The organism is Xanthomonas hortorum (assembly GCF_024339125.1).
In the GTDB taxonomy this organism is placed as follows: domain Bacteria; phylum Pseudomonadota; class Gammaproteobacteria; order Xanthomonadales; family Xanthomonadaceae; genus Xanthomonas; species Xanthomonas hortorum.
The window spans coordinates 2,482,691-2,504,477 of record NZ_CP101417.1; the positions used below are offsets into that span (position 1 = coordinate 2,482,691).

The following is a 21,787-nucleotide window of genomic DNA, read 5'->3' on the forward strand; positions in this document are numbered from 1 at the left end:
GAGCTGTGTACCTGCGTGCGGGTAATTTCATTCGAGAGGGTTGTTCGAAGCAGATACGGTCATGGCAGCCCACGCGTGTTTTGTGAGCGGCTTTAAAACGTCACCCAGAAGCAGTTGTACTGCCGGCGCAGGCGCAGCACGCTGCGTGCGGGCGTGCCGCTGGGGAGGTTCTGTTCCAGGCGGAGGCCCCACGGTCGTGGGCGGCTTGGAGTTGCGGGAAGCGGGGCGTCGATGGCGCTGCCGTCCAACGAGGGAGCGGCTGTGGCTGTGCTGCCGGCTTCGGCTTCCCAGGTTGGTGTCTCGCTTTGCGGGTACATCGGGACGATATCCAGCAACGGGCGTTGCACGATCGCTTCCAGACGGCTCAATACCTGGTTGGCAGCGGCATCCGACTGGCCGCTCCACAGGTACAGGCTGGAGAGCCGGTTGACGTCACGGCTGTCCACCGCCAGTTGCAGCAATGACACCAGTTCGCTCAGCCGACGCGGGCAGCCGTAGCGATACAGGCCGGTGTTGCCTTGCGTGCGCGTGGCCGGTGGCGGACGCGAAGCGGCGCCGACGTCTTCGCAGCGGCGGTCGGTGAACATGGTCTGCCCATCCGGCGTGACGCAGCGGCGGATCTCCTGCGCCTGCACACGCGTGGCGGAGCCAAGGCAGAACAACAGCAACAAAGGCAGCAGGACGCGAGGCATCGGCGCAGCGTAGCGGGGGGCGTGTGAGCTGGCGAGATACGTGCGCGCGCAGGTGTGCGTGCGATACCGGCCGGTCACGCGTTCAACCTCGGCAGCACGCGTGCGCATCAGGGCCTGCGCGTCGGTGTGCGACGTGCTGTGGTTGTGATGCAAGGCCGGCCAAACGCGCGCCAGCAGCGCACGCGCGCGCAAAGCCCGCACTCAGCGCCCGAGCAGTTGCAACACCTGCGTGGTCGGCTTGGCCAGGTTGAGCGTATAGAAGTGCAGGGCCGGCGCGCCGCCGGCAATCAGGCGTTCGCACACCGTGGCCACCACTTCCGCACCGAAGGCGCGCACCGCATCGGCATCGTCGCCGTAGGACTGCATCTTCTTGCCGATCCAGCGCGGAATCTCCGCACCGCATTGCTCGGAAAAACGCCGCAGCTGCGAGAAATTGGAGATCGGCATGATGCCGGGGATGATCGGGATCTCCACGCCCATGCGCTGCACCGTGTCGCGGAAATGAAAGTACGCGTCGGCGTTGTAGAAATACTGGGTGATTGCGGCATCCGCGCCGGCATCCACCTTGGCCTTGAAGTAGCGCAGATCGCTCAGCGCATCGGTCGCCTGCGGATGGGTTTCCGGATACGCGCCGACTTCGATGCGGAACGCATCGCCGTGTTCGGCGCGGATGAAGGCAATCAGGTCGGAGGCATAGCGCAGGTCGCCCGGATGGCCCATGCCCGAAGGCAGATCGCCGCGCAGCGCGACGATGCGGGTGCAGCCGATCGCGCGATAGAGTTTGAGCAGTTCGCGGATTTCCTCGCGGCTGCCGCCGACGCAGGACAGATGCGGGGCGGCTTCGAAGCCATGCTTCTGCTTGAGGTGACGCACCGTCTCGGAGGTGTAGCTGAGCGTGGAGCCGCCGGCACCGAAGGTGCACGACACGTATTCCGGCGCGTAGCCCTTCAACCTGGCCGCGGTGCGGTCCAGCTGCGCGCGCTGGTCGTCGGTCTTGGGCGGGTAGAACTCGAAACTGAGATGCGTCATCGCGGCGGGTCCGGCAGAGCGTGCGGGCATAATATCGCTTCATCGCGATGAATGCATATTTGGTTGCGAGCGTCCCGATTTTCGCGTTCGCCGTCATGTGGGCATCCGGGTGCAGGCGTGATATCCGAATGGTTGCGGCTGCTTGCGCTAGGGCCTCACTACCTAGCGCAGGCGGTAAGCTTCAAGGCACCCCACGCCACTTGATCGGAGCGCAACATGCAAGAAGAGGAAATGGATGTCATCGCCGAATCGTTGGGCCGCATCTGGGTCGCGCTGGCGCGCAGCGTCGGCGACCTGGCGCTCGCCCTGGCCGAGCAACCCGGTGTGGATGGCGACAAGTTGCTGAGCGACTTCGCTGCACGCCTGCCGTCCGGGCAGGATGACGGCACCTCGAAGGTGTTCGAGGCGATTCGCCAGTACATCGACCAGGGCGTCGCTCCCAGCGAGGAGTGATGCGTGCCACGCGCGTCTGCGTCGGTGCAGGCGCGCGTGGCGATTCACGGGGTCTTGCGCTGCGCAGCATCGCTGCCCACCCTGCGCCAAACGTTGACGCCTGCATGCCTACACTGGGCGCACTTTCTACGGAGCGCCTTGCATGAGCGACACCACGATGACCGCCATCGCCATCCGCGATGGCAAGGGCGATGCGGATGCGCTGTACGTCAGCGAGCAACCGCGCCCGCGTCCCGCGCCGGGGCACGTGTTGATCCGCGTGCACGCCGCCGGCATCAATCGTCCCGATCTGCTGCAACGCGCCGGCCACTATCCGCCGCCGCCCGGCGCGCCGGAGATCCTTGGCCTGGAAATCGCAGGTGAAATCGTGGAGCCGGCTGGGCGCTGGAAAGTGGGCGATCGCGTGTGTGCATTGCTGGGCGGCGGCGGCTACGCGCAGTACGCAGTGGTCGACGCGCGCCATGTGCTGCTGATTCCGGCCGGCATGGATCTGGTGCACGCCGCCGCATTACCGGAAACCATCTTTACCGCCTACGCCAACCTGTTCGAGCACGGCCGGCTCGCGGCTGGCGAGTGGCTGTTGCTGCATGGCGCCACCTCCGGGATCGGCGTCACCGCGATCCAGATGGCCAAGGCCGCCGGCGCGCATGTATTGGCTACCGCGCGTTCGGCGGGCAAGGCGGCACAGGCGCGCGAACTGGGCGCCGATCTGGCGATCGACTCCACTGCCGAATCCTTTGTCGCCGTAGCCAAGGCGCACGGCGGTGTGGATGTGTCGCTCGACATGGTGGGCGCTGCGGTGTTCGCCGATACCCTGGAGGCGCTCAATCCGCGCGGGCGCATCGTCTACATCGCCTCGCAGGCCGGTTCGACCATCGAGGTGCCGATTCCGCTGCTGATGCGCAAGCAGGCGGTCCTCACCGGCTCGACGTTGCGCCCGCGCAGCGCCGACGAAAAGGCGCGTCTGGCGGCGGAAGTGGAGCGCGTGGTCTGGCCGTGGATCGCGCAGGGCAAGCTGCGCGTGCTGCTCGACAAGCGCTTCCCGCTGAGCGAGGCCGCTGCGGCGCACCGCTATCTGGAACAGGGCAGCCACCTGGGCAAGGTGGTGCTGGAGATGTGACTACCTGCGGTCAGCTGCCTGGCATGCGCGCGTGTCAGGCAGGCGACTCCTGTTGCGGCGGGATGTGGTCGGATAGCGCATTGCAATGCGCACCCAAGCAGGTTGGTGTATGGATCAATCCAGCAGATGCCGGCTTCCCACTGCTTCAACGCCAGGCTGTCTTCGCCGCCTGGCCGGCCGTACGCGACCGCCTGATCGAGCGTGCCGGCTCCAGATCGGACCACACCCGCACATAGCCGAGCGCGCCGAGCACGGCATCGTAAAAGCGCGCAGCAATGGCCGTCCTTGCGCGGCCACCACGCGTCGCAGGTATAGCAAAACAAGCAGGAGCGATGTCTCGCGGCGAGCCGCACCCTGACCGTACACTGCGTGCTCGCGTGCAGGGCTGCGGAGCTGCATTGCGCCATTGCCGCGTTGGCCCCGCGCAATCGCTTGCTTCATGCGATCGAAGCGGCGCTGTCACTTCCATATCAGCACGAAGGTTTCGATGAAGCATCCAGACGCATTGCGCATTGCCCTTGTCGGTATCGGCAAGATCGCCCGCGACCAGCATGTGCCCACCATCGCCGCGCGCGAGGATGTGCAGCTGGTCGCCACCGTCAGCCGGCACGGCACGGTCGATGGCGTGCCGGCCTATCACACGTTGGAAGAGGCGTTTGCTGCGCATCCGCAGATCGAGGCAGTGGCGTTGTGCACGCCACCGGTCGGGCGTCATGCGCTTGCCCAAGCCGCACTGAGCGCTGGCCGCCATGTGTTCCTGGAAAAGCCCCCCGCCGCCACGCTCGCAGAAATCGATGATCTACGTGCAGTGGCGCAGCGTGCGCAACGTAGCCTGTTTACCAGCTGGCATTCGCGGTGTGCCGCCGCTGTGGAGCCTGCGCGGGCGTGGCTGGCCGACAAGCAGATCCTGCGCGCGCACATCACCTGGAAAGAAGACATTCGTCATTGGCATCCGGGGCAGGACTGGATTCTGGAGCCGGGCGGCATGGGCGTGTTCGATCCCGGCATCAATGCGTTGTCCATCGTCACGCATCTGTTGCCACGCCCCTTCGCGCTGCGCGAGGCCGAGTTGCATACGCCGGAAAACCGCCAGGCACCGCTATACGCCAAGCTCGCCTTTGTCGACACTGCGGGTGTGCCGGTGACGGCCGAATTCGACTTCCTGCAAACCGGTCATCAGCGCTGGGATATCGAGGTGGAAACCACCGCAGGCCTGCTCATGCTCAGCGAGGGCGGTGCCAAGCTGAGCATCGATGGGCAGCCGCAGGCAGTGGATGCGGCCGGCGAGTACGACGGCTTGTATCGGCGCTTTGTGCAGCTGGTGCGCAGCGGCGAGTCGGAAGTGGATGTCGCGCCATTCGTGCACGTTGCCGACGCGTTTCTGCTGGCTGCACGCAAGGTTACCGCGCCGTTTGCCTGGTAGTCGGCCGCGCTCTCCAGGGTGCTGCAGCATTGAGAACACCGGCCATTGGCCGGTGTTTTTTTGCGTCAGAGACCGCGCGTTTCCACGAGCGTATCCCAGCGAATCGGCAGCAAACGCCCAGGGTCGACACTTCTGCTGCCGGCATGTCTCAGCGACTGTCCAGCACCGCCTCGTCCTGCCCGACCGTGGCGGTAGTGGTCACGCCATTGGCTGAAGTGGAACGACTCGCAAGCTTGTGCATCGCAGGTGCGATCTGCGCGCGGAAGCGCCTGACCACCCATGCCTCGTCCAGCAGCGCAAACGCAAAGAAGCCCAGCAAGGTACCGGCCACCAGCGTGGGCGCGTGCGCAAACGTGCCGGGCAGCAACAGGCTCAGCCACAAAAAGATATTGGGCGAGGTCTGCAGCAGATGGATGTCCGAGGCGATGGCCGCACTGATGCGCTTGCCGGTCACCACCTGGTGCGCGTGCAGATACAACGCGCTGCCCACACGGCATGCCATCAATAGCGTAAACGGCAGCAGCAATGCAGCCCATGCCGGCCAGCCGCCATGCAGCAATGCATCGGCCAGCGCCGCTCCGTCGGCGCGCAGCGAGACCAGCAAGGCCATCGGCACCATCGTCAATGAGCCAACCCAGCCCCAATTGGTTGCGAGTTTGCCGGCTGCGATCGGGCGCGCACGCCGCCAGACCTGTGCGAGCAAGGAGGGCAACGCCAAGGCAAGCAACAGCACCACGAAGAAGCGCTCCAGCGCATGCGCGTTGCCCAGTACTTCACGGTGGTCCACATACAACACCAATAACAGCACCGGCAGCAGGATCGACAGCACCAGCGTGTAGCGTGCCGCAAAAAAGTAATCGCCACCGCGCGCCAGCGAGAAGGTCGGTACCGACAAGGCGGGCGGCACGATCAGCAGCAAGCCGATCACATGGATCCATTCGTTCTGGAAGTGTGTGAGCAGGAACATGGCACACAGCGCACGTGCCACGCTGATGATGCTGAGCGCAATATTTTCTGGACCTTGGGTCAGGCGCAGAGCGCCCGGTTCGATACGCAGCGACAGGAAGAAGGCATTCGCTGCCAGCAGCGCGACGATGGCGGTGGTGGTGACGACATGCGGAAGACTGACGCCCAGGCACGACAGTGCGAAGCCGCTGATTGCCGCGAGCAACATCCATTGCAATAGGTGGATCTCGGTCTGCTCGCCCAGATAATTCATGCGCGAGGAGCTGCGCGCGGTCATCTGCTTGAGTTCGTCCCACGACAGCGGGCGCGAATTGGGCAGGCGGAAGTCGATGTACTCGGCAGGCGGCAGGCCAGAGGCAATCAGCGCGAACACTTCGACGATGTACTTGTGCGCCACCACCAGGACCTGCTTGCCTTGTCGATCCAGCGGTGCCAGCACGGTGTCGTAGTAGTGCTTGCAACGCGCATACATGTCCATCCAGTGTTCGCCATCGGGTGGCGCTCCATCAGCGTCGTGAAAGCAGGCGTCGTAGAGACGGTGGCCGATCGACTTCTTGATCAAGGTCTTGTTCTTGCCGGCGAAAATGCCGAAATCGCGCTCCACCAGGGCGGCGCTCGAGCGCACCTGCGGGTTGCCTTGCGCACCCTCCAAGATGATGGCCGCTGTGGCCTGTGCACGCTCCAATGTGGACACATGCACTTCGTCGAAACGTAATGCGCGCTGGCACACGTAGCGTGCTGCCTGCTGTGCCTGGCGGCGGCCGAGCGGCGTGAGCGGTGAGTTCTGCGCACCGGCAAAATAGTTCTGTTCGTTGGCGAGCGACTCACCATGGCGCACGAAATAGAGAGGCATCGCATTGCTCCGGTCTGCTGCACGGTTCATCGAGACTGAGGCGTCGCTGCCTGAAGCAAGGCGGCTTCGCCTCATCGGGGGATAGCTGCGGCGCATGCGATGCGCTGATCACACTGCATGCGTCGAGTTGCCCCCGTAGGTCCGGCGAACAAGCGGCTTCGTTGCAGGCGCGAGATTTCTTTTTTCAATCAATGCGAGTTGAACGCGAGCGCGCGTTGATGGTGCTGCGATATTTCGCTCCCTCTGCGTTGCCGCATCACGTGTGCGAGCGTTACCGGAAACATAAAAAAGCTGCGAAAATTATTCGGGAGATAAAAAAATCATTCGCGCGCGATGACGCGCGCAGAGGCACTGTGTCGATCTCAACAAGGCGGTGTATTGGCAGGTTCACAGGTGCGCTACAAGTCACCTTGTCGTGCGATGAGAACAGTGGCGTGTGGCGTATTCGCCTGGATTGTTTGGCAACTCAACGACGCCAAAGACGTGCCCCGCGCGCTGGCAGGGGATGGGGATGACGCGTGCTGTCCAGGCGTGGCCGGCGGATGAAGCAGATGCCCCCGGTAAGCGCGCCGAGCACCAGGACCACGCGCTGGCCGCTAAACTATGCCCATACCCACCTGCCGACCAATTCCCATGCGCAATCCACTGCAAGAACAACTGCTCAAGGCTGGCCTGGTCAAGAAGGCCCAGGTGGACAAGGTCGCACGCGAGCAGCTCAAGCAGCGTCACGCCAAGGGCGCAGCGGTGGCGCCGGCAGACGTCGACAAGGTGGACACCGTGCGTCTGCAGGCCGAGCGCGCCGAACGCGATCGCGCGCTCGCCGAGGAGCGCAAGGTGCAACTTCGGCGGCAGGAGGTGCTGGCCCAGGTCCGGCAGATCGTGGAGACCAGCAAGGTCAAGCGCGAGGGCGAGATCGACTACCGTTTCAACGACGGCAGCGTCATCCGCAGCGTGCTGGTCAACCCCACGCTGCGCAGCCAGCTGGCCAGTGGCGCACTGGTGATCGCACGCCACGGCGACGGCTTCGAGCTGATTCCACGCGCAGCCGCCGACAAGGTTTACAGCCGCGATGCGGACACCGTGGTGCTGGACCATGGCCGCGGCAGCGCCCCGGCACCGACAGACAGCGACGATGACTATTACAGCCAGTTCAAGGTGCCGGACGATCTGATCTGGTGAGTGGCCGCGTGCAAGGCTGCACGCTACCCTGGCGGTCTTTGCCGCCTCCAACACTGCCATGTCGATCGTTCTAACGCCGTTCGCCCGTACCCGCCTGTTCCCGCGCGGTGGTCGCGGCAACGCCATCCAGGACTGCACACCCGAGCAGTTCATCCAGCGGCTCAATGACGAGACGCCAGTGCGCGTGATCGAAGGCTATGCGCCGTTCTGCCGGTTGCACGTGCACCGTAACTGGACCTCGACCCGCTGCCTTACCGCGCCGATCACCGGCGACAATCGTCACTTGCTGCGCTCCGGCTACGAGGCGCGCAGTACGCAGGAATTGCCGGTGCTGGTGCGGTGGTTCGAAGGTGTCGAACCGCCAGTGGCCACGTATCTCTTGCCGATTTTGTATAGCCGCGATCAGCTGGCGAAAGAAGGCTCGCCGATCGACGCTGACTGGGGTGTAGTCGGTTGCCTCTATACCACCGAGCCGGAGGAAACCCCGATGGCGCCGATCACGATGTTGCGCAACGCACTGGGGGTGGAAGAAGGCGGCTCCGGCACACCGCTTGATCGTGACGCGTATCGGCGCAGCGTTGCGTTCTGGGAATGCAATGCGAATTGGCGGCCTTAGCAGGCAGATCGCTCGTGTCGTATCGTGCGATTTTCGCGCGGCAGACAAAGGGGCGCTGCTCTTGAACTCAGGCCTGTCGGCGGCGCGGTGCTGCTTCGCCGCCGCGCGCGTATCCTTTCGCTGAGCGTGAGATGGGGTTGCACTTACGACTGCAGAGCCGAGCTGCGTGTGCTGTTTTCGGACTCGCCGCAGCTCGACATTCTGGTAACTGTCAGAACCGATATTCGGCATTCACCGACGCCATGTCGGTGCTCAAGTCCACTTCGAATTTCTTGGCGTTGTAATGGTCGTAGTTGGCGCCGATGCTGAAGTGCTCGCCCAGGTTGTAGCCTACGCCGGCGCCTGCATACCACGATAGCTTGTCCAGGTCGTCGCGGTCCGACACGGTGTCATTGCTCAGGCCCTGGCCCTTCCAGCCATACAGCCCGCCACGCATGCTGGCATACCACTTGTCGCCCAGTGCGAAGCGCTGATTCAACCCGACTGTCCAGCCACGCAGCTGGCTTTCGTCTTCGATGACCGCGTCACCGTTGAAGAGATTTTTCGCCTGGATGTTGCCAAGATCGTTATAGCCAGCTTCCAGACCAATCGATAGCCATGGGAACAGCACGTTCCAGCGATACCCGGCGGAGACGTTGTAGCCGGTATCGCTGCCATCGTAGGTCCCGCTCTTGAGCGAGGTGCGGCCGACGCCGCCGTTGACGAACCACCCTGATCCGTCGCCGGATGCACCTTGTGCAAAGACATCGGGTGCGGCTGTCAGGACCAGCGCCGAGAGTGCCAACGTGAGCATGCTTTTTTTCATGACCGGTTCTCTTGAGAATACGAGTGCGGCAGGGAATAACCAACGCATGCCATCAATGGATGCGAGTGTTACCGCGCCACGTTAGTCAGCGGAGTTTGGAAAGTTATTAGCCGCAGACGTGTGTGCGCAGCAGCCGACATTCTCAAGCGCACCATTGCGTTGATTGCACCTGGCGAACTGCCGGCAACCCCGGCGCAGATGCGTGCTAGCCGACGCCGAGCACGGGCACGTCGGGGGCGACCCATGCAACAGTAGTGATCGCGCCTTGCACCAGTCCCTGATCTCTGAGCTGCGCGAAGACGGCCGCGGGCGGCCAACCCGCAGGTGCGTCGGCAAAGAAAATTTGCAGTGATTGCAGCAGGCTGAGGATTTTGGAAAGTTCTTGAGAGTTCTTGAAGCTCAGACTGATGCCGTCTTGTATCGAATTGCCACGCGTCAGTAATTTCTGGCGCATGGCAACTTCGCAAATGACATGGACATGTTGATCCAGCACAGCGGAGACATAGTTCATGCGCTGCAGCTGCTGCTCAGATTTCGCTCAGGATGTCGGTGCGGCGCTGGTGGTATTCCGCGTCCGTGATCAACTGCTGCGACCTCAGTGTTTCCAGCTCCAGCAGTCTGGATTGAGCGGTCTTTGGAACTGCCGAACCTGTCGTTGCGATAGTCGATTTGCGCGACGCGCGCTTTGCGACCCAGACGATCAGACTGATGACAGCGGCGACACTGCAAAAGAAGAAAAGAACGATGATTCAGTGCCAGATGCTAAAGCCGCCCATGTTGTTTCCTTCCGACGATGGGTGTTGCGTAGTGGACGATCAGTCTTGCCGTCACGCCGGTTAATTTGCAAGCCTTGAGCGAGCATCGCATACAGGAATAGCTGGCACGCCAGCGGCAAAAACTATCGGAAGATGCTGGATTCTTCCATGGTGTATTGCTCAAGGCGTTACAGCTTGCGATGCACGTCGATGTCGCTACGTGGTGCGAAGGCAGATTGATCGCCATGTGGGTCCGCTTCTACGCAGAGCCATCCAGCGTCCCCCAAAGAAAACGGGCGCCTTTCGGCGCCCGTTCTGCTCAACCTGTGACATCCGGGCAATCATCAGCCCAGGTGATCAGTAGCGATAATGATCCGGCTTGTACGGGCCAGCCACATCCACGCCGAGATACTCGGCCTGGTCCTTGGTCAAAGTGGTCAGCTTGACGCCGATCTTTTCCAGGTGCAGGCGGGCCACTTCCTCGTCCAGGTGCTTGGGCAGGATGTAGACCTTCTTCTCGTAGCTGTCGCGCTTTTCCCACAGGTCGATCTGCGCCAGGGTCTGGTTGGCGAACGAGTTGGACATCACGAAGCTCGGGTGGCCGGTGGCGCAGCCCAGGTTCACCAGGCGGCCGTCGGCCAGCAGGAAGATCGCGTTGCCGTTGGCGAACACGTACTTGTCCACCTGCGGCTTGATGTTGATCTTCTCCACGCCCTTGAGTGCGTTCAGCGCATCGACCTGGATCTCGTTGTCGAAGTGGCCGATGTTGCAGACGATGGCCTGGTCCTTCATCGCCTGCAGGTGCTCGACGGTGATGATGTCCTTGTTGCCGGTGGTGGTGACATAGATGTCGCCGCGGCCCAGGGTGGATTCGATGGTGTTGACCTCGAAGCCTTCCATCGACGCCTGCAGGGCGCAGATCGGGTCGATCTCGGTGACGACGACGCGGGCGCCATAGGCGCGCAGCGAGGCGGCGCTGCCCTTGCCGACGTCGCCGTAACCGCAGACCACGGCGACCTTGCCGGCCAGCATCACGTCCATCGCGCGCTTGAGGCCGTCGGCCAGCGACTCGCGGCAGCCGTAGAGGTTGTCGAACTTGCTCTTGGTGACCGAGTCGTTGACGTTGATGGCCGGGATCAGCAGCTTGCCGGCTTCGGCGATCTGGTACAGGCGGTGCACACCGGTGGTGGTCTCTTCGGAGACGCCCTTCCAGTCCTTGACCACGCGGGTCCAGTACCCCGGACGCTCGACGGCAACGCGCTTGAGCAACGCCTTGATCACGCCTTCTTCGTGCGAAGCCGCCGGCTCGTCGACCCAGGTGCTGCCGTTTTCGAGCTCATAGCCCTTGTGGATCAGCAAGGTGACGTCGCCGCCGTCGTCCACCACCAGTTCCGGACCGGTCTGGGTGCCGTCGGGCAGGGTGAAGGTCAGCGCGTCGAGGGTGCAGTCCCAATACTCTTCCAGCGTCTCGCCCTTCCAGGCGAACACGGGGGTGCCGGTGACCGCGATCGCGGCGGCGGCATGGTCCTGGGTGGAGAAGATGTTGCACGAAGCCCAGCGCACGTTGGCACCGATGTCCTTGAGCGTTTCGATCAGCACGGCGGTCTGGATGGTCATGTGCAGCGAGCCGGTGATGCGTACGTCCTTCAGCGGCTTGCTCTGCGCATGCTTGCGGCGGATCGACATCAGGCCCGGCATCTCGTGCTCAGCGATGTCCAGCTCCTTGCGGCCCCAATCGGCCAGGGAGAGGTCGGCGACCTTGTAGTCAGTATGTGGGGCGATTTTCGTGACAGCGTTCATGCAATAGCTCCGGTAAGCAGACCAATGTCTGCAATTCGGGGCGCCGTTGAACGATGAATGCTTGTCGAGCCTGGCCGTATTGCCTGCACGGTTTGTGCAGTTGGCGGATCAGTCCGCCATACCGGTCGCAGCGCCCCTCGACGAGAGCGTTGATTATATCGGCAGCACCCCCCTCCGGCATGAATTGGCATGACCCCCAACCAACGGCAGGGGAGTCGCCGACCAACGGCTGCTATGGTCCAGGGTCGATCGAGACCGGGGACGGACAATGCAGGCAAAGCGGAATGCGCAGGGCTGGCGGCAGTACACGTGGGCGTGGGCGGGCGTGTTGGCGCTGAGCGCGCCGCTGCTGGCATCGGCGGCCAGCACGCCGGCTGCGCAACCCACTGCGGCGGCCAGCGGGTACCAACTGCCCTCCAAAGCGCTGCAGGCGGTGGTGGACGCCCCGCGCGCGCCACTGCTGCACATCTCGCCGAAACGTGATCTGGCTGCGATGCTGCAAATGCCGGCGCTGCCGGATATCGCCGAGGTCGCCCAACCCGAGCTCAAGCTGGCCGGTCTGCGCATCCATCCCAAGACCTTCGCCAGCAGCCGGTTTGCCTTCGCCGGCAAGCTGTGGCTGCTGTCGGTAGCCGACGGCAGCGAGCGGCAGATCGCCGGGCTGCCGTCGCCACTGTCGCTGGCCACGTTGAGCTGGTCGCCGGATCAACGCTACCTGGCGTTCCGCCGCGAGGATGCGACCAGCGGTGCAAACGAGCTGTGGCTGGTGGATGTGGCGGCCGGGCAGGCGCGGCGTCTGGTGGCCGGCTTGAACACCAGCGTCAACGACGCGTTGGGCTGGTTGCCCGATGGCAGCGGGCTACTGGTGCAGCAGCAGGTGGCAGGGCAGGGCACGCCGCCCACGCGCGATGCGGTGCCGGACGGTCCTGCGACCCAGCAGACCAGCGCCGCCGCCGGCGTGCGTTCGCTGCCGACCTATCAGGACCTGCTGCGCAACGAGGCCGATGCGCGCGTGTTCGAGTACTACGCCACCGGCCAGCCGATCATCGTCACGGTGAGCGGGCAGGTGCGCCCGATCGCCGCGCCCGGCATCTATCTCAACCTGTCGGTGTCGCCGGATGGCCGTTACCTCCTGAGCGAACGCAGCGAGCGGCCGTTCTCGTATGTGGTGCCGGTGGACAATTTCGCGCGTCGCATCGAAGTGCTGGACCTGCAGGGCAAGCTGGTTCGGCAGATCGCCAAGTTGCCGCTGGTGGAAGGCCTGCCGACCGGCAACGACGCAGTGCCCACCGGCGTGCGCGACATCGCCTGGCGCGTTGATGCACCGGCCACGCTGGTCTGGGCCGAGGCGCAGGACGGCGGCGACCCGGCACGCGAGAGCAAGATCCGCGATGCGGTGCTGATGCAGGCCGCGCCGTTCGCGCGTGCACCGGTGACGCTGGCGCAGTTGGGCAGCCGTTTTGACGGCATCCAGTGGGGCCGGGGCGATCTGGCCATCCTCAGCGAGAGCTGGTGGAAGACCCGCCGCACCAAACAGTGGCGCATTGCACCGGATCAGCCGCGGCGCGCACCCGAACTGCTGTGGGACCGTTCCTCGCAGGACCGCTACAACGACCCCGGCACGCCGGCGACGGTGGCCGATGGCAAGGGCCGCGCGCTGCTGCAGACCGGTGCCGATGGCAACAGCCTGTTCCTGCTCGGCAAGGGCGCCTCGCCGGAAGGCGACCGCCCGTTCGTGGACCGCTTCGATCTGCAGAGCAAACGCGCCACGCGCCTGTTCCATTCGCAGGCACCGACCTATTCCGCGCCGTTGGCGTTGCTGGATGCGCAAGGCACGCAGTTGCTGCTCAGCCGCGAATCGCCTGAAGAACCGGCCAACTATTTCGTGCAGACGCTGGGCGATGCAGCGGCTGCGCCGCGTGCGTTGACGCATTTCGCGCATCCCCTGCCGCAGTTGCGCGGCGTGCAGAAGGAGCAGATCCGCTACAAGCGCGCCGATGGCGTGGGCCTCACCGCCACGCTGTTGCTGCCGCCCGGTTACGACCCCAAACGCGACGGCCCGCGGCCGCTGCTGATGTGGGCCTACCCGGGCGAGTTCAAGAGTGCCGATACCGCCAGCCAGGTCACCGACTCGCCGTACCGCTTCAACGCGATCAGCTACTGGGGGCCGCAGGCGTTTCTGGCGATCGGCTATGTGGTGCTCAACAACCCGACCATGCCGATCGTCGGCGAAGGCGATGCCGAACCCAACGATACCTATGTGCCGCAGTTGATCGCCGATGCGCAGGCCGCCGTGGACGAAGTGGTACGACGCGGTGTCACCGACCGTGAGCACATCGCCATCGGCGGGCATTCCTACGGCGCCTTCATGACCGCCAATCTGCTCGCGCATACGCGCCTGTTCAAGGCCGGCATCGCGCGCAGTGGTGCCTACAACCGCACGCTCACGCCATTCGGTTTTCAGGCCGAAGAACGCAATTACTGGCAGGCGCAATCGGTGTACCAGGCGATGTCGCCGTTCAACTACGCCGACAAGATCAAGGACCCGTTGCTGCTGATCCACGGCCAGGACGACAACAACACCGGCACCTTCCCGATCCAGAGCGAGCGCATGTTCGCTGCGATCAAGGGCCTGGGTGGCAACGCGCGCCTGGTGATGCTGCCCAACGAATCGCATGCGTATCGCGCGCGGCAGTCGATCCTGCAGATGCTGGCCGAGAGCGAGCAGTGGTTGAAGACCAATCTCGGCGAGCCGGTGAAGGAGACCGGCGCTACGCGCACGCGTTGATCGATCGTGCGCTGGCACCCGTAGGAGCGCACCTGGGCGCGACGGGCCATGACCAGGACAGCCACACCGCGTAGGAGCGGGCTTGCCCGCGATGGGGCATTACCGGGAAAGCCCCATCGCGCGCGAGCGCGCTCCTACGAGAGCCATCGATAGGGGGCTCTGGTACGCGATGGTTGGCGTTGAAACCGTCGCGCTTGTCGCAACCATCTAATCCTTTTGGGTTAGTCTTCGACGACTTTGCGCTTGAAGAGGGTGTGCGTTTCCGATGAACGAGTACCGCAGCAGTCTTGTGTTCGCTACCCCCGATCTTGCCTTGCGCGACGATGTGCGTCGGCTCGGTGCACTGGTCGGTGATCTGCTCGCCGAGCAGGTCTCTGCGGAATTCCTCGAAGAGATCGAACATGTCCGCACCACGGCGATTGCGCGGCGCGAGGGCGATGCACCGCCGTCCACGCTGAGTGAGCAACTGACCGGGCGCGAGCCGCGCGAAGCCGAGTCGCTGGTGCGCGCCTTCAGCACCTATTTTCAGGTGGTCAACATCGCCGAGCGCGTGCATCGCATCCGCCGCCGCCGCGAGTACCAGCGCAGCAGCACCGACACCCCGCAGCCGGATGGCCTGCACGATGCATTGCGCCGGCTCAAGGCGCAGGGCGTGACGCTGGAAGAACTCAGCGAATGGCTGCCGCGTATCGATGTGGAGCCGGTGTTCACCGCGCACCCCACCGAAGCGGTGCGGCGCGCGCTGCTTGAAAAAGAACAGCTGATGGTCGCCAGCCTGGTCGACAACCTGGATGGCATGCGCACGCCCAACGAGCGCGCCACCGATGCGGCGCGCTTCCGCATGGCCCTGACCGCCTCCTGGCAGACCGCCGATTCCTCGCCGGTGCGTCCCACCGTGGAAGACGAGCGCGAGCATGTGGGGTTCTATCTCACCCAGGTGCTGTATCGCGTGGTGCCGGTGATGTACGAAACCCTCGAACACGCCATCGAAGAAACCTATGGCAGCGTGCCGACCCTACCGCGCCTGTTGCGCTTCGGCACCTGGGTGGGCGGCGACATGGATGGCAATCCCAATGTGGATGCCACCACCATCGCCGGCACGCTGGATGCGCAGCGACGCGCGGTGCTGGATCGCTATCGAAACGAGCTGTGGCAACTGGCCAGCCTGCTCAGCCAGTCGACCACACTGGTGGCAGTCAGTGCGGAATTGAGCGAGCAACTGGAGCGCTACCGCGCACTGCTACCGGAGGACGCCGCACGCTCGCGTCCGCGCCATGGCGACATGCCGTACCGGCTGCTCAACGATCTGATGCGCGCGCGTCTGCAGGCCACGCTGGACGATGCCGAGGGCGCCTACACCGCACCGTCCGAGCTGGAACACGATCTGCAGCTGATTCTGGACAGCCTGCAGGCCAACAAGGGGCTGCACGCCGGTTGGTTCGCGGTGCGCCGTCTGTTGTGGCGCGTGCGCACGTTCGGCTTTCATCTGGCGCGTCTGGATGTGCGCCAGGAATCGAGCGTGCATGCGCGCGCAGTGGCCGACGCATTGGGCCAGGCGGATTGGGACGATCAGGACGCCAGGCAGCGCGCTGCCTTGCTCGGCCCGTATGCCTCCGGCGAGCAGGTGCTGCCGCGCGTAGCCGACGAAGGCAATGCACGGCTGGATGCGGTATTCGCCGCGCTCGCGGATGCGCGCAGCCGCCACGGCGCCGATGCGTTGGGCAGCTACATCATCTCGATGGCGCACAACCGCGCCGACGTACTCACCGTGCTCGCGCTGGCGCGACGCGGTGGCCTGGTCGACGACGCCGGCGCCGTGCCGCTGGATATCGTGCCGTTGTTCGAAACCGTGGACGATCTGCGCGGCGGCACCGGCACCGTGCAGGATCTGCTCGCCGACCCGGTCTATCGCCAGCATCTGGCCGCGCGCGGCGATACCCAGATGGTGATGCTCGGTTATTCGGACAGCGGCAAGGACGGCGGCATCACTGCCTCGCGCTGGGGTTTGCAGCGCGCGCAGGTGGAATTGCTTGAAGCTGCTGCCGAGCTGGGCGTGCGGCTGACCTTCTTCCACGGCCGCGGCGGCTCGATTGCGCGTGGCGGCGGCAAGACCAGCCGTGCGCTGGATGCCGCACCGCGCGGCAGCGTCGATGGCCGCCTGCGCGTCACCGAGCAGGGCGAGGTGATCCATCGCAAGTACGGCATTCGTGCCTTGGCATTGCGCTCGCTGGAACAGATGACCGGCGCGGTGCTGCTCTCCAGCCTGCGCCCGCGTGCGCCCGAGCCGCGCGAGGATCGCTGGCGGCCAGTGATGGATCTGGTCGCAGAACAAAGCACTGTCGCGTACCGCGCGTTCGTTGGCGCGCCGGATTTCATGCAGTATTTCCGCCGCGCCACGCCGATCGACGTGATCGAACGCATGACCCTGGGCTCGCGCCCGTCGCGCAGGCTCGGCCAGGACGCGGCGTTGTCCAATCTGCGCGCGATTCCGTGGGTGTTCGCGTGGAGCCAGGCGCGTGCGGTGATCCCGGGCTGGTACGGCGTGGGCAGCGGCCTGCAGGCGGCAGTGGATGCGGGACATGAAGAGACCTTGCGCGAGATGGCGCAGGACTGGCCGTTCTTCCGCACCTTTCTGGACGACGTGGCGATGGTGCTGTCGAAGGGCGATCTCAACATCGCCGAGCTGTTTTCGCGGCTGTCGGGTGACCTGCATGAGCGCTTTTTCCCGGGCATTCGCGACGAACTGGCGCTGACCAAGGGCTGGGTGAAGGCGTTGACGGGGCAGCAATCGCTGCTGCAGCACGACCCGCGGCTGGCCTTGTCGATCCGCCTGCGCAACCCCTACATCGACCCGATCAGCGTGTTGCAGGTGGACCTGCTGCAACGCTGGCGTGCCACCGATGGCGAAGACGACGAGCTGCTGCGCGCGCTGGTCGCCTGCGTCAACGGCGTCTCGCAAGGCGTGCAGAACACCGGGTGATCCGGTCTGCTGGCCCGACCGTCGGATCCGACGGTCGAATCCGACGGCCTGGTCAAACCGTCTGATCAGACCGTCTGATCAGACCGTTGGTCGGAGAGGGTGCGGATTCGTCAAGCGGACTCTGGCGTTACCGGACAAATCTGTCCGATAATGCCGCCATGACGACTCCTCGCCCTGATGCCGCGCTGCGCCGCCGGCAGATACTCGATGCCGCCGACGAAGTGTTCAGCGAACACGGCGTCAATGCCCCGCTGGAACTGGTGGTGGAACGTGCCGGCCTTGGCCGCGCCACGCTGTATCGCAATTTCCCCGATCGGCTCGCGCTGATGACCGCGTTGATGACCCGCGGCCTGGACGGGCTGGAACGCCTCGCCGCCGATCTGGGCGAGCGCCCGGACGGGCTGGCGGTGCTGCTGCACGACGTGGCCGAGCACATCGCCCAATCCGCACCGCTGGTGGATTTCTGGCGTTCGATCGAACGCGCGCACCCGGCCGTGGAAGCGGCCGATCGGCGTGTGGTGCATATCTTCCTGCCGTTCGTGCATCGTGCCCGCGACGCCGGCCTGTGCCGCGCCGATGTCGACGACGAGCAGTTGCTGCTGGTGATCGACATGCTGGGCAGCTGCCTGCGTGGCAATGACGAATCCGAACGCAAACGGCTTGCCCATCGCTCGGCCGATCTGTTGATGCACGCCTTGGGCATGCAGGTGCCGGAAGGCGGCACGCGATGAAGCCGGCCACGCGGTCCCGCCTCGGTCGCTGGGCGTTGCGCGTGGCGCTGGTGCTGGCCGCGCTATGGGGTGGACTTGCGATCTACTTCGCGATCACTGGCAATGCGTTCGTGCGCGCGGCCTGGGTGGGCTCGTGGTGCGCGATGGCGCTGGCGGCGTTGTGGGGCCTGCGCCGTGGCCGCGAGAACTGGGCGTTGGTGGGCATCTTCAGTGCGGCGTTTGCGGTGCTGGCGGTGTCGTGGTGGATGATGCAGCCCAGCCAGGACCGCGACTGGGCCGACGATGTCGCCCAGCGGCTGCAGCCCGAAGTGCACGGCAACATCGTGACGCTGCGCAACGTGCGCAATTTCGATTGGCAGAGCGAAACCGACTACCAGCCGCGTTGGGAAACCCGGCGCTACGATCTGGATCGTCTGGTCAGCGCAGATCTGGCGCTCTCGTACTGGATGGGCCCAGCCATCGCGCACACGCTGGTGTCGTTCGGCTTCGACGACGGCTCGCACGTGGTGTTCTCGCTGGAAATTCGCAAGGAACGCGGCGAGTCGTTTTCTGCGTTGGGCGGGTTTTTCCGCAGCTTCGAAGAAACCCTGGTGGCCGCCGACGAGCGCGACATTCTGCGCGTGCGCACCAACGTGCGTGGCGAGGACATGTATCTATATCGGCTGGCGATTCCCAAGGCCGGTCTGCGCCGCATGTTCATGGGTTATGTGCGCATGACCAACGACCTGAATCGCGCCCCGGCGTTCTACAACACGCTCACCAGCAACTGCACCACGATTGTGTTTGCGCTGGCGCGGCAATTGCAGCCGACGCTGCCGCTGGATCATCGCCTGCTGCTGTCCGGCTACGTGGACGCATACGCCTACGATCATCAGGGCCTGCTGCCCGGCTACGCTTTTGCCACCTTGAAGCAGCGCGGGCATTTCACCGCACGTGCGATCGCAGCCGATACGGCGGCAGATTTCTCCGAGCGCATCCGTGTCGGCATGCCGCAGGCCCCGGCGCCTGCTGCCACCACGAGCGCACCCCGGTGACGCCGCGCCTGCGTGGACGCCGCACCGCTGCAGTGTTGGCGGGTGTGCTGGGCAGCCTGTTGCTGAGCGGCTGCGCCATGGTCACGGTGCAATCGCACAGCAGCGGCGACTACATCGCGCGCACGCGCGGGGATGTGCTCAGCACCGGCGAGTTGAGCCAGGCCAGCAGTGAGACCCTGCAGGTGGCCGGGCTGCAACCCAAGGCCTGCCGCAGCGACCCGCTGCCGTGCCTGCAGCAACTCACCAGCGTGGCGGGCATCGGCGACGAGCGCCGTCTGGCAACGCAAGCCGAGCTATGGACCGCGCATGCGATTGCCTTGGGCGGGCGCGACCCGACAACGATGAGCGACGCGGCAGTCGACGCCTGGCTGGAAGCAGCGCGGCATGCGTACGCGTACCTGTTTTTCAGCGCACGCCCGCCCAGTGCACGTGCGTTCGAAAATCGCCAGACGCAGGTGCGCGACTATTACAACTACGCCGTGCAGCAGGTGATCGAACGCCTGTTCGCACGCGCGCAGCAGACCGGCCAAAACGAGCGCGAACCGACCACCTTGGGCCGCTGGCAGGTGGCGATCGACATGTCTGCGTATCGGTTGCCGGGCGGCGGCAACACGCCACGCGCGATCTTCGCCGCCTCGGCCTTGCGCTTCAATGGTCTGCGCAGCACCTATCGGCGCGATGGCTTCGGTGCCGAGCTGGTGGCCGAGGTGGACCCGCAAGTGGTCGGCGATCCCGCCGGGCTGGCCTTGCAACAAGCCGCCACTGCAGTCGCATCGCCAGAGCGGCCGTTGCCTACTTTCAGCGAGATGCCGTACGCACCGGCAACGCTGCTGCTGCGTTTCGAAGGCGAGACGCTGGATGCCGTGCTACGCCGCAACATCGCCACCGTGGTGCCGTACGACCCGTATCGCCAGAACGAGGTGGTGCTGCATGGGCAGCGCGTGCCGCTGGCAGCCAATTTCACTGCGGCCTATGGCTTGTGGCTGGCCAAATCCGGTTTCGCCGCGCAGTCGTTGCGCTCGATGCTGGGCAGCGCGCGCGGCATCGATCGCCCGCATCTGTATCTGATGCAGCCCTACGATCCGGACCGACGCGTGCTGCTGATGCTGCATGGCCTTGCCAGCAGCCCGGAAGCCTGGGTTAATGTCGCCAACGAAGTGATGGGCGATGAAGCGCTGCGCCAGCGTTACCAGATCTGGCAGGTGTATTACCCGACCAATGCGCCGGTGGCGGTCAACCGCGCCGAAATCCAGGCCCTGGTGGAGCGCAGCCTGCAGCACTTCGATCCGGCCGGCACGGCGATCGCATCGCAGGACATGGTGTTGATCGGCCACAGCATGGGCGGGGTGATCGGGCGCTTGCTGGTGTCGTCTTCCGGCGACACGTTGTGGAATTCATTGCTGGAAAACTACCGGCTGGAAGGCGAGCGCGGCGCACGCGTGCGCGCGAAGTTGTCGCCGCTGCTGCATTTTTCGCCACTGCCGCAGGTCGACCGCGCCATCTTCATTGCCGCGCCGCATCGGGGTACGCCATTGGCCGAAGGTGGGCTGGGGCGCTTCGTCGGCCGCTTGGTGCGTTTGCCGATCGCCTTGCTGGATCGCTTCGGCGATGTGCTGCAGGACCTGGCCAACAGCGAGCGTGACGGGCAGGGCGGCGACCCGCGACGCAAGCGGCGCTTGCTGCCGCCGACCAGCATCGACAACCTGCGCGATACCGACCCGTTCGTGCGCGCCAGCATGGACCTGCCGATCTCCCCACAGGTGCATTACCACACAATCGTCGGGCGCGAAAAACCGCAGGTGCCGCTGGCCGATTCCGACGATGGTCTGGTGCCTTATCGCAGCGCACATCTGCAGGGCGCCGAGTCGGAACTGGTAGTGACCTCCTGGCATAGCGTGCAGGAAACGCCGCAGGCGATTCTGGAGATCCGCCGCATCCTGCATGCGCAGCTGCAGGCCGAGGAGGCAGGAAACACGAGTGCGCAAGGCGCGCAAGGCGAGATACCGGCTGCACCCTCGGCAACGTTCTGAAAGCAAGCAGAATCGAGACGCCGTTGTGGTCAGCGAATGGTCGGTGCGCATGGCGTTCAATAAAACAGCCGGCCAGCTATCTGGTGCGGTGTCCTCACCGATTGCGGGCTCGTTGGCGACGTGGATGCCGCCAACGAGCCCCCAGGGATGGGTTCACGGCGTGTCCCGCGAGCGGTGAGGGCGCCGCGCCCTCGACGCTGCGAGTTGGCTGCAGGGCCCTTGCCCGCCCACCATCGCAGGACACGCCGCAAGTACGTCCGTGTAGGCTCTTACGCGGCATCCATGCCGCGTAAGGTCCCGCGACGGTGGGCGGGCAAGGACCAGTCGAGAGTGTCGTTTTGCATGGTGCAAGCAATGCATGACGTGCGTCGTTTAGGTGACGGCGCGCCCGATCAGCTTCCAAGACAAGCCGAGAAATAGGCAGGCTTTCAACAAGGCAACCTATAACTGTCTGGTGCGGTGTCCTCGCCGCTTGCGGGACCGTGTGGCGGCATGGATGCCGCCACCGAGCCTACATGGACGTACTTGCGGCG

At 64.7% G+C, this 21,787-nt stretch carries 16 protein-coding genes and 1 riboswitch; of the genes, 10 read left to right on the top strand and 6 right to left on the bottom strand.

Annotation, left to right across the window (positions count from 1 at the left end; all coding sequences use genetic code 11):
• Nucleotides 1-92: 92 nt before the first annotated feature.
• Both NMB96_RS10475 and metF read right to left on the bottom strand, forming a co-directional pair.
• Complete coding sequence (locus NMB96_RS10475) at nt 93-692, bottom strand: hypothetical protein (protein WP_183086885.1); 600 nt, start codon at nt 690-692, stop codon at nt 93-95.
• 201 nt (nt 693-893) lie between these two features.
• Nucleotides 894-1,721, bottom strand: a complete 828-nt coding sequence (metF, locus tag NMB96_RS10480; RefSeq protein WP_023903044.1) for a methylenetetrahydrofolate reductase [NAD(P)H] — start codon at nt 1,719-1,721, stop codon at nt 894-896.
• A gap of 216 nt (nt 1,722-1,937) precedes the next feature.
• On the opposite strand from metF, the gene NMB96_RS10485 reads away from it, so the two are divergent.
• From NMB96_RS10485 to NMB96_RS10495, 3 genes are all read left to right on the top strand, one after another.
• A complete protein-coding gene (locus NMB96_RS10485) occupies nt 1,938-2,174 on the top strand; it encodes a hypothetical protein (protein WP_023903043.1) in 237 nt (78 codons plus the stop codon).
• Nucleotides 2,175-2,316: 142 nt separating this feature from the next.
• A complete protein-coding gene (locus NMB96_RS10490) occupies nt 2,317-3,294 on the top strand; it encodes an NAD(P)H-quinone oxidoreductase (protein WP_255086837.1) in 978 nt (325 codons plus the stop codon).
• 487 nt (nt 3,295-3,781) lie between these two features.
• Nucleotides 3,782-4,717 (top strand): Gfo/Idh/MocA family protein, encoded by a 936-nt coding sequence (locus NMB96_RS10495; RefSeq protein ID WP_043889009.1) that lies wholly within the window; start codon nt 3,782-3,784, stop codon nt 4,715-4,717.
• A 148-nt stretch (nt 4,718-4,865) separates the two neighbouring features.
• Here NMB96_RS10495 and NMB96_RS10500 read toward each other — a convergent pair whose 3' ends face one another.
• Nucleotides 4,866-6,536: a histidine phosphatase family protein gene (locus NMB96_RS10500; RefSeq protein ID WP_255086838.1), complete on the bottom strand. Its 1,671-nt coding sequence runs from the start codon at nt 6,534-6,536 to the stop codon at nt 4,866-4,868.
• 633 nt (nt 6,537-7,169) lie between these two features.
• Between NMB96_RS10500 and NMB96_RS10505 the strand changes: the two genes are divergently transcribed.
• Nucleotides 7,170-7,715: a DUF2058 domain-containing protein gene (locus NMB96_RS10505; RefSeq protein ID WP_255086839.1), complete on the top strand. Its 546-nt coding sequence runs from the start codon at nt 7,170-7,172 to the stop codon at nt 7,713-7,715.
• Nucleotides 7,716-7,773: 58 nt separating this feature from the next.
• Nucleotides 7,774-8,331, top strand: a complete 558-nt coding sequence (locus tag NMB96_RS10510; protein WP_255086840.1) for a DUF3228 family protein — start codon at nt 7,774-7,776, stop codon at nt 8,329-8,331.
• A 211-nt stretch (nt 8,332-8,542) separates the two neighbouring features.
• Here the strand turns inward: NMB96_RS10510 and NMB96_RS10515 are convergent, their stop codons facing one another.
• From NMB96_RS10515 to ahcY, 3 genes are all read right to left on the bottom strand, one after another.
• A complete protein-coding gene (locus NMB96_RS10515; RefSeq protein WP_255086841.1) occupies nt 8,543-9,136 on the bottom strand; it encodes a porin family protein in 594 nt (197 codons plus the stop codon).
• 205 nt (nt 9,137-9,341) lie between these two features.
• Complete coding sequence (locus NMB96_RS10520) at nt 9,342-9,647, bottom strand: PIN domain-containing protein (protein WP_023903034.1); 306 nt, start codon at nt 9,645-9,647, stop codon at nt 9,342-9,344.
• Between the two features lie 601 nt (nt 9,648-10,248).
• Nucleotides 10,249-11,691 carry an adenosylhomocysteinase gene (gene ahcY, locus NMB96_RS10525; RefSeq protein ID WP_255086842.1) on the bottom strand — a complete coding sequence of 481 codons (1,443 nt, stop codon included), beginning with the start codon at nt 11,689-11,691 and terminating at the stop codon, nt 10,249-10,251.
• Nucleotides 11,692-11,722: 31 nt separating this feature from the next.
• A riboswitch (S-adenosyl-L-homocysteine riboswitch) is annotated at nt 11,723-11,836 on the bottom strand.
• 123 nt (nt 11,837-11,959) lie between these two features.
• On the opposite strand from ahcY, the gene NMB96_RS10530 reads away from it, so the two are divergent.
• The 5 genes from NMB96_RS10530 to NMB96_RS10550 all read left to right on the top strand — a co-directional run bounded on the left by NMB96_RS10530 (nt 11,960) and on the right by NMB96_RS10550 (nt 21,254).
• Nucleotides 11,960-14,479: a S9 family peptidase gene (locus tag NMB96_RS10530; RefSeq protein ID WP_255086843.1), complete on the top strand. Its 2,520-nt coding sequence runs from the start codon at nt 11,960-11,962 to the stop codon at nt 14,477-14,479.
• 265 nt (nt 14,480-14,744) lie between these two features.
• Complete coding sequence (ppc, locus tag NMB96_RS10535; protein ID WP_255086844.1) at nt 14,745-17,459, top strand: phosphoenolpyruvate carboxylase; 2,715 nt, start codon at nt 14,745-14,747, stop codon at nt 17,457-17,459.
• Nucleotides 17,460-17,617: 158 nt separating this feature from the next.
• Nucleotides 17,618-18,190 (top strand): TetR/AcrR family transcriptional regulator, encoded by a 573-nt coding sequence (locus NMB96_RS10540; protein WP_043889008.1) that lies wholly within the window; start codon nt 17,618-17,620, stop codon nt 18,188-18,190.
• Nucleotides 18,187-19,224, top strand: coding sequence for a DUF4105 domain-containing protein (locus NMB96_RS10545; RefSeq protein ID WP_255086845.1), 1,038 nt, complete (start codon nt 18,187-18,189; stop codon nt 19,222-19,224). The genes NMB96_RS10540 and NMB96_RS10545 overlap by 4 nt, the downstream gene beginning before the upstream one ends.
• A gap of 77 nt (nt 19,225-19,301) precedes the next feature.
• Entirely contained in the window at nt 19,302-21,254 is a 1,953-nt protein-coding gene (locus NMB96_RS10550; protein WP_374728774.1) for an esterase/lipase family protein, read from the top strand.
• Nucleotides 21,255-21,787 lie beyond the last annotated feature (533 nt).